The organism is Ramlibacter sp. (assembly GCF_041916345.1).
Taxonomy (GTDB): Bacteria; Pseudomonadota; Gammaproteobacteria; order Burkholderiales; family Burkholderiaceae_C; genus Ramlibacter.
The window spans coordinates 19,891-27,253 of record NZ_JAYRZR010000053.1; the positions used below are offsets into that span (position 1 = coordinate 19,891).

A 7,363-nucleotide genomic window follows, 5' to 3' on the forward strand; every position below is an offset into this window, starting at 1 on the left:
CGCGGCGAGAATAGAGGGCTTGCCCCGGACCCGGGGTCCACCCTTCCGAACGATTCCGCCGCCGTGAGTGCTCCCAAGTCCCCCGATACCCAGGCCCTCGACCAACTGACGGGGGGTGCCTTCTCGGCACCGACCTCGGGTGAGCGGGCCGCCCGCGTGCGCGAATGGCTCGCCACGCAGCCGGGCACCGAGCAGATGCAGGAGGTGTACCGCGAGCTGAGCGCGCGCGACAAGGGCGCCGCGCGGGCGCTGCGCGAGCGGCTGGACGAGATCAAGCGTGCCAAGGGCCAGGAGGCCATCGCCGCCGAGTGGGCCGAGAAGGGTCACAGCCTGCTGGGGCAGCCGCGCATGAACATCGCCGATGCCATGGCCTGGCAGCGGGACGCCGCCAAGGCCGGCGCGCCGCTGTCGCGCGAGCCGCTGGCCGGCCTGAAGGCACAGCTGGCCGAGCGGGTGAAGGGCATCGAGGACCTGCAGACCCGGGTGCAGGTGCAGCGCGAGGCCGCGGTGCTGCTGGCGCAGCGCATCGAGGTGCTCTCCACCAAGTCCTGGACCGATGCCCGTGCGGCCGCCGACGCGCTGCGCGCGGACGTGCCCCAGTGGCAGGCCCAGGCGCAGGCGCTGCTCGACGACGCCGGCTGGCCCAGCGTGGACCCGCGCTTTCCCCCGCTGCTGGAGGCCTCGCGCAACCAGCTGCAGGTCGTCTGGGAGGCCTTCCAGTCGGCGCTGGCCCTGGCCGAGGCGGCCGCCACCGACGCCGAGGCGCCGCTGCCGCCGGTGCCGGTGTGGGCCGATGAACTGCGTGTGGCCCGCGGGGGCGCGCCCGAGGAGGCCGCGCCTCGCCCGGCCCGCCCCAAGGTCGACCCGGAATTGCGCGCGCGAGCCGTCGCCGCCGTGACGGAGGCGCTGGACCGCCTCGAGCAGGAGGTGGGGCAGGGCCATGGCAAGGCCAGTGCCGGCGCGGCCAACGCGCTGCGCGCCGCGCTCAAGGAACATGGCAAGCTGGCCGGCGACAAGCTGGAGGCCCGCGCCCACGCGGCGCTGGCCGCTGCCGGCGAGCTGGAGGGCTGGCAGCGCTGGCGCGCCGACCAGCTGCGCCAGGAACTGGTGGGCAAGGCCGAGGCGCTGTTCGAGGCCGTGCCGCCCGTCGCCGAAGGCGAGGCGCCCGGCCGCAAGCCGCGCTATGGGGGCCGCAAGATGCAGGAGACGCTGCGTGCGCTGCGCGAGCAGTGGAAACAGGTCGACCAGGGCGGCGTGCCCAATCACGGGCTGTGGAAGCGCTTCGACGAGGCCTGCAACGAGGCCTATCACGTGGTGCAGGAGTGGCTGGACAAGGTCAAGGCCGAAAGCGCCGAGCACCGCGCGCGCCGCCTGGCCCTGATCGCGGAGGCGAAGGCCTTTGCCGAGGCGCAGCAGGCCCAGCCGTCGACCGACTGGAAGGCCGTGCAGCGCAGCCTGCACCAGTTCGCCGATCGCTGGCGCGATGCCGGCCATCTGGGCGAGAAGGCCTTCGCCGAACTGCAGCCGCAGTGGAAGGAAGCCATGGCCGCCGCCGGTGCCGCGCTGGAGCAGGCCCAGAAGCAGAGCGTGGAGCGGCGCCAGGCCCTGATCGAAGAGGCCCGCGTGCTGGGCGAGGCACCCCTGCTGCGCATCGATGCGGTCAAGGCGCTGCAGCAGCGCTGGCAGGCGGAGGCCCACACGGTGCCGCTGGACCGCCGGCAGGAACAGAAGCTGTGGGATGCCTTCCGCAAGCCCATCGACGAGGCGTTCGAGCGCAAGAGCGCCGAGCGCGAGAAGGCCGCCTCGGCCATGAGCGAGCGCGACCGCGCCGTGCTGGAGGCCTCGAAGGCGCTCGACCAGGCTTCGGCCACCGGCGACGCGCAGAAGATCCGCGCCGCGATGACGGCGCTGGAGCAGGCCTTGCGCGCCAGCGGCGGGGCACCGTCGCCTGCGGCGGCCGCGGCGCCGGCCGCTGCGCCGGCTGCGGCCGATGAAGCAGCGCCCGCTGATGCAGGAGCGGGTGATGCAGGAGCCGGTGGCGATGCAGCGGCGCCCGCGGAAGCGGCCGACGCGGAGGCCGCCAAGCCCGCCGCCCCTGCGCGTGCGGCGCCGAAGCCCGTGGTGGCCGTGCGCGGTGATGACCGCCCCGGTGCACGCAAGCCCGAGCCGGCGGCCGCCGCGCGCGGGGGCAAGTTCGACAGCCGCCGTCCCGGCGCCGGGCCGCGCGGCGATGACCGTCGCCCCGGTGCGGGCCCGCGGGGGGATGACCGGCGGCCCTTCGGGGATCGGCGCGACGACCGTCGGCGTGAGGGCTTCGAGGACCGCGGCCCCCGTCTGGGCGACGCCGCCTTCCGCGCCCAGCGCGACGCGCTGGAACACGCCCAGGCCGCGTTGCGCAAGCTCGCGGCGCAGGCCCATGGCGAGGCGCTGACGCAGATCCTCGCGGCCTGGGAGCACCGGGCCGCCGATCAGTTGCCAGGCGCGCAGGAGCTGGGCAAGGTCGTGGCCCCGCCGGTGCGAACGGCCTGGGCGCAGGCACTCGGGGGGGCGGCCGGCGGTGACGCCGCGACGACGCTGCTGCGTCTGGAGATCGCGGCCGATGTGCCGACGCCGGCCGAGCAGATCACGGCGCGTCGGGCGCTGCAGCTGCAGCTGCTGACGCGCCGGCATGAGCCCGCGCCGCAGGAGACCTGGGGCGCTGACGTGGCCCGCGTGCTCGCCACGCCGTATGACGCCGCGAATGCGCGGCGACTGCAGAACGCGTTGAAGGCGTTGCTGCGGCGCTGATCGCTGGGGTTGCGCTGGCGCTCCACCCCAGCCTACGAATACGGCAGTCGATGTGGTTCTTGTAGGCTGGGGTGCAACCCCAGCGCTTTCCGTGGTGCGCCTCTACCGGCGCCGAAGGAAGAACCCGTCGAACAGCGGCACCAGCGTCGGGAACGCCGTGCTGAACCGTTCGCGGTTGACGAAGTACGCCTCGCAGGCGACCGCGAAGAACTCGTCGAGGGCCGTGGCGCCGTAGGCGTCCAGCCAGGGCGGTTCGCCGCCGAAGCGCTCGGCCACGATCACCTGTTCGCGGAACGCACGGTACGCGGGTTCCAGCACGGCCAGCCAGCGCTCGCGCGCGGCCTTCGAGGGCATCGGCGGGCAGCCGTCCGGGGCGCCGTCGCGCAGGTCGATCTTGTGCGCGAACTCGTGGATCACCACGTTGTAGCCCGCCGCCGCGGCCACGCCGGCTTCGCGCACGTCGCGCCAGCTCAGCATCACCGGCCCGCCCTCCATGGCCTCGCCGGCGAGCACTTCGTCCCAGTCGTGCACGACGCCGGCCTCGTCGGTGGTGCTGCGGCGCGCCACCACTTCATCCGGGTGGACCACGATGCCCACGAAATCGTCGTAGCAGTCCAGGCCCAGGTGCAGCACCGGCAGCACGGCCTGCGCGGCGATGTCCAGCGCGATCCGGTCGGTGATGACGAGTCCCTGCGCACCGTGGAATTCCTTCTCGGCGAGGAACTGCGCGGCAAGCGTCCGCAGGGTGGAAACCTCGGCCTCCGGCCGTGCGGCGAGGAAGGGGTAGTCCGCGAGCGTGGCCGCCCACAGCGACTGCGGAATGTCGCGTGTGCGGCGCCGGCGCAGCCAGCCGAACATCAGATGGCGGGCAGGCGCTGCACGGCGCCGGTGTCCGTGAGGCGCAGCACCTCCAGGCGCGGCGGCGAGGCTTCGGCGTCCCAGTCGCTCAGCACGTGGCGGCGATGCGTGGCGTCCAGCCAGTCGTCACCGGGCCGGTGCGTGTGCCCGTGGATCAGCACGCTGGCATCGGCCGCCTGCAGCCAGCGCAGGGCGGCCGGATGGTCGATCTCGGCGTAGGTGCCGGCCTCGGCGCGCTTGCGGTCCTCGCTCTGGCCGCGCAGGCCCTCGGCGATGGCGCGGCGGCGTTCCAGCGGCTGGCCCAGGAAGGCCTGCTGCCACGCCGGCTGCCGCACCTCCTCGCGGAACGCGAGGTAGCGGTGGTCGTTCAGGCACAGCGCGTCGCCATGCGTGAGCAGCCAGCGGGTGCCGGCGAAGGCCAGCACGGTGGGGTCTTCGAGCAGCGTCACGCCGGCCGCGTCGAGCAGGCGGCGGCCGACGAGGAAGTCGCGGTTGCCGTGAAGAAAGAACACCGGGCGCACCCGCGCGGCATCGCGCAGCACGGCGGCGCAGTCGGCGGCGAAGCCGGGCGACTCCGCCTCGTCGTCGCCGATCCACACCTCGAACAGGTCGCCGAGGATGAACACCGCGTCGGCTGTCGTGGCCGCCATGCAGGCCCGCCACGCGGCATGCGTCGCGGGCTGCGTGGGATGCAGGTGCAGATCGGAGAGGAAGTCGATCGCGCGCCAGGCCGCGGGCGCCTGCAGCTCGGCGGCCTGCGGGTCCATCGTCGGCCTCAGAGGGCGACGGCCTTCTCGATCACGACGTCGTCCACGGGCACGTCGTCGTGGAAGCCCTTGCGGCCGGTGCGCACGCCCTTGATGCGGTCGACGATGTCGCCGCCGGCGACGACCTTGCCGAACACCGCATAGCCCCAGCCGTCATGGGCCGGATGGTTCAGGCCGTCGTTGTCGCTCACGTTGATGAAGAACTGCGCCGAGGCCGAGTGCGGCGCGGCGGTGCGTGCCATGGCGATGGTGTGGCGGTCGTTCTTGAGGCCGTTCTTGGCCTCGTTCTCCACCGTGGCGTCGGTCGGCTTCTGCTTCATGCCGGGGGCGAAGCCCCCGCCCTGGATCATGAAGCCGTCGATCACGCGGTGGAAGATGGTGCCGTCGTAGTGGCCCTTCTTTACGTAGGCGAGGAAGTTGGCGACCGTCTTGGGGGCCTTCTCGGCGTCGAGTTCGAGCGTGATGACGCCCTGGCCGGTGATGTGCAGTTCGACCTGGGGGTTGGACATGGGGATTCCTTTCGGGGTTACTTGACCAGCGTGGCCGACTGGATGATCACCGGCGTGGTGGGCACGTTCTGGTGCATGCCGGCGTTGCCCGTGGGCACGCCCTTGATCTTGTTGACGACGTCCATGCCGCTCACCACCTTGCCGAACACGGTGTAGCCGAACAGCTGGGGCGAGTTCTCCAGCTGGCTGCGCGGGATGTTCTCGTAGGTGCGGCCCTGGAACTCGAACTTCGGCACCGGGTCGCCGGGCGGAATGGGCGTGGGGTCGAGGAAGGCGTTGTCCTTCACGTTGATGAAGAACTGCGCGCTGGCCGAGTGCGGATCCTGCGTGCGGGCCATGGCGAGCATGCCCACCTGATTGCGCAGGCCCTTGGCCAGGGCCTCGCGGCCTTCGTGCGGCACCGGCGCGCGGGTCTTGCGCTCGGTCATCTTCGCGTCGAAGCCGCCGCCCTGGATCATGAAGTTCTCGATCACGCGGTGGAAGATCGTGCCGTCGTAGTGCTTGTCCTTCACGTACTGGAGGAAGTTCGCCACCGTCTTCGGCGCCTTGTCCGGGTAGACCTCCACCACGAAGTCGCCGGCGCTGGTGGCGAACTTCACGCGCGGGGCGTCCGCGGCGTGGGCGGCCGTGGCCAGCGCGGCCAGGGCAAGCAGGCCGGCGGCGCGGCGGGTCAGGGCATTCATCAACCGATCACTCCTTCGTAAAAGATCTTCCATTGGCCGCCGTCACGCATCCAGTACTGGCGGCGCGTGGGGCCGGTGCGCGAGCCCTCGGCCACCTCGCCGAAGGTCACGACCATGGTGTCGGCGCTGTCGGTCCAGCGCAGGATGGACAGGTCCTTCAGCTCGATGGCGCGGCCGCGTGCGCGCGACAGCTCCACCCGCAGCAGGGGGGTCCATTCGGCCAGGGGCTTGCCGGCGGCGGAGAAATCCGGCGTGTAGAAGCCCAGCAGCCGGCCCAGGTCGCCTTCGGACTTGGCGGCACGCCAGCCCTGCAGGGCGGCGGCGAAGCGCTGGTGCTCCGGATCCGCGGCCGCCGGGTTCACCCAGCGCAGGCTGTGGGCGATCACCACGGGCGTGGTGCGCACCTCGACCATGCGCAGGATGCGCTCCAGGTCGGGGTTGGCCAGCACGACGCAGCCGTCGGTGGCCTTGGGCGCCCGAGAGAACTGGTTCGGCGGTGTGCCGTGCAGCCAGATGCCGCTGCCGGTCTTGCCGCGACGGACGTCGTACGGGTTCGGATAGTTGATGGGCAGCGCGCCCGAGCCATAGAAGTCGCGCAGCGTCTTCGGGTCGAGGTTGGCCGTGATGAAGTACGCGCCCAGCGGGGTGCGCAGGTCACCCTCGACCGATTTCTCGATGCCGCTCTTGCCGACCGACACGTAGTAGTCGGCGATGAGTCTGGGCCCCTGCGGGCCGTTCTGGAACAGGTACAGGCGCGAGCGCGAGGTGTCGATCGCGATGGCGTGGCGGTTGCGCGGCGACAGCTGCACGAACTGCGCGGGCAGCGCGCCCTCGGGCGGCCGCTCGCGCAGGGCGCGCAGGCGCTGCAGCGATTCCTCTCGCAGTTCGGCCAGCGTCTGGCCGCCCGCGCGGGCCACCGGCTCGGGCACGTCGCCGAAGGCGCGCACCGGCTGCTGGCGGGCCAGGAGCAGATCACCCAGGACGAGCTGCGCCAGCTGGAAGTTGGGATGCTCGGCCACCAGGGCCTCGGCGCGCGCCAGCGCCTGGCGCGTCTGGGCCTGGCCGATCAGGCGGTAGATCTCGATCAGGCGGGCCTCGGCCTGGCCATCGCGCAACGGCGCGGGCGCCTGGCGCTGCGCCGCCTTGCGCGTCGCGTGTGCGGCCGGCGCGGTGGCCAGCAGGCCGAGGGCGCAGCACAGCGCCAGCAGGACCCTGGTCATGCTTGCTGGAACCCGGCGTGCCGCGGGCTTCAGGCGCCCACGCTTTCCCGCACGATCACCCATCGGTCGCCCGACTTCTGCAGTTCCAGGGTCTTGCGGCTGTTCACGCTCAGCGTGTCGGCGTTGTAGGCCTGGCGGAACTTGGCGATGGCCTTGCCGCCCTGCACCGTGACCTGCAGGTCGGTCACGCGCACGCTGATGCGCGACTTGCCGACGATGCGGGCGCGGCGGTCTTCCTCCCAGTCCTTGCGGGACTGGTTGCCGGGCGGGTCGAAGTCGCGGCCGTAGGCGCCCAGGTAGGCGCCCATGTCCTTGGCGGACCAGGCGCTGGCCCAGGCCATGACCGCCGCCTCGACCTCCTTGGAGGCAGTCTCCGCGGGCACGGCCACCGGCGCGGGGGCCGCCGGCGCGGGCGCCGCGGGGCGGGCCGTGGTGGCGGCCGGTGCGGGTGCGGCCGCTGGTGCGGGTGCGGCCGCGGGAGCGGGAGCGGGTGCCGGGGCAGGTGCCGGCGCAGCGGGGCGCGCGGCGGCAGCCGGCGC

The 7,363-nt window shown here is 72.8% G+C and carries 6 protein-coding genes and 1 pseudogene; 1 reads left to right on the forward strand and 6 read right to left on the reverse strand.

Features of this window, described 5'->3' with window-relative positions; genetic code table 11:
• Window positions 1-63: 63 nt before the first annotated feature.
• Entirely contained in the window at window positions 64-2,787 is a 2,724-nt protein-coding gene (locus tag ACE3T5_RS14025) for a DUF349 domain-containing protein (RefSeq protein ID WP_374668673.1), read from the forward strand.
• A gap of 102 nt (window positions 2,788-2,889) precedes the next feature.
• On the opposite strand, the gene ACE3T5_RS14030 is transcribed toward ACE3T5_RS14025, so the two are convergent.
• From ACE3T5_RS14030 to ACE3T5_RS14055, 6 genes and pseudogenes are all read right to left on the reverse strand, one after another.
• Window positions 2,890-3,645, reverse strand: a complete 756-nt coding sequence (locus ACE3T5_RS14030; RefSeq protein WP_374668674.1) for a zinc-dependent peptidase — start codon at window positions 3,643-3,645, stop codon at window positions 2,890-2,892.
• Window positions 3,645-4,412 (reverse strand): UDP-2,3-diacylglucosamine diphosphatase, encoded by a 768-nt coding sequence (locus tag ACE3T5_RS14035; RefSeq protein ID WP_374668675.1) that lies wholly within the window; start codon window positions 4,410-4,412, stop codon window positions 3,645-3,647. Before ACE3T5_RS14035 ends, ACE3T5_RS14030 begins: the two co-directional genes overlap by 1 nt.
• 8 nt (window positions 4,413-4,420) lie before the next feature.
• Entirely contained in the window at window positions 4,421-4,921 is a 501-nt protein-coding gene (locus tag ACE3T5_RS14040) for a peptidylprolyl isomerase (RefSeq protein WP_374668676.1), read from the reverse strand.
• 17 nt (window positions 4,922-4,938) lie between these two features.
• Window positions 4,939-5,604 (reverse strand): peptidylprolyl isomerase, encoded by a 666-nt coding sequence (locus tag ACE3T5_RS14045; RefSeq protein ID WP_374668677.1) that lies wholly within the window; start codon window positions 5,602-5,604, stop codon window positions 4,939-4,941.
• Window positions 5,604-6,824: a L,D-transpeptidase family protein gene (locus ACE3T5_RS14050; RefSeq protein ID WP_374668678.1), complete on the reverse strand. Its 1,221-nt coding sequence runs from the start codon at window positions 6,822-6,824 to the stop codon at window positions 5,604-5,606. Before ACE3T5_RS14050 ends, ACE3T5_RS14045 begins: the two co-directional genes overlap by 1 nt.
• A 29-nt stretch (window positions 6,825-6,853) precedes the next feature.
• Window positions 6,854-7,363 (reverse strand): annotated as a pseudogene (locus ACE3T5_RS14055) (DUF4440 domain-containing protein); the annotation flags it as partial.

Bases quoted from the DNA above. Each gene is read 5' to 3' on its own strand.
- ACE3T5_RS14030 (WP_374668674.1), bottom strand. From the start codon at position 3,645: ATGTTCGGCTGGCTGCGCCGGCGCCGCACACGCGACATTCCGCAGTCG.
- ACE3T5_RS14040 (WP_374668676.1), bottom strand. From the start codon at position 4,921: ATGTCCAACCCCCAGGTCGAACTGCACATCACCGGCCAGGGCGTCATC.
- ACE3T5_RS14045 (WP_374668677.1), bottom strand. From the start codon at position 5,604: ATGAATGCCCTGACCCGCCGCGCCGCCGGCCTGCTTGCCCTGGCCGCG.
- ACE3T5_RS14035 (WP_374668675.1), bottom strand. From the start codon at position 4,412: ATGGACCCGCAGGCCGCCGAGCTGCAGGCGCCCGCGGCCTGGCGCGCG.
- ACE3T5_RS14050 (WP_374668678.1), bottom strand. From the start codon at position 6,824: ATGACCAGGGTCCTGCTGGCGCTGTGCTGCGCCCTCGGCCTGCTGGCC.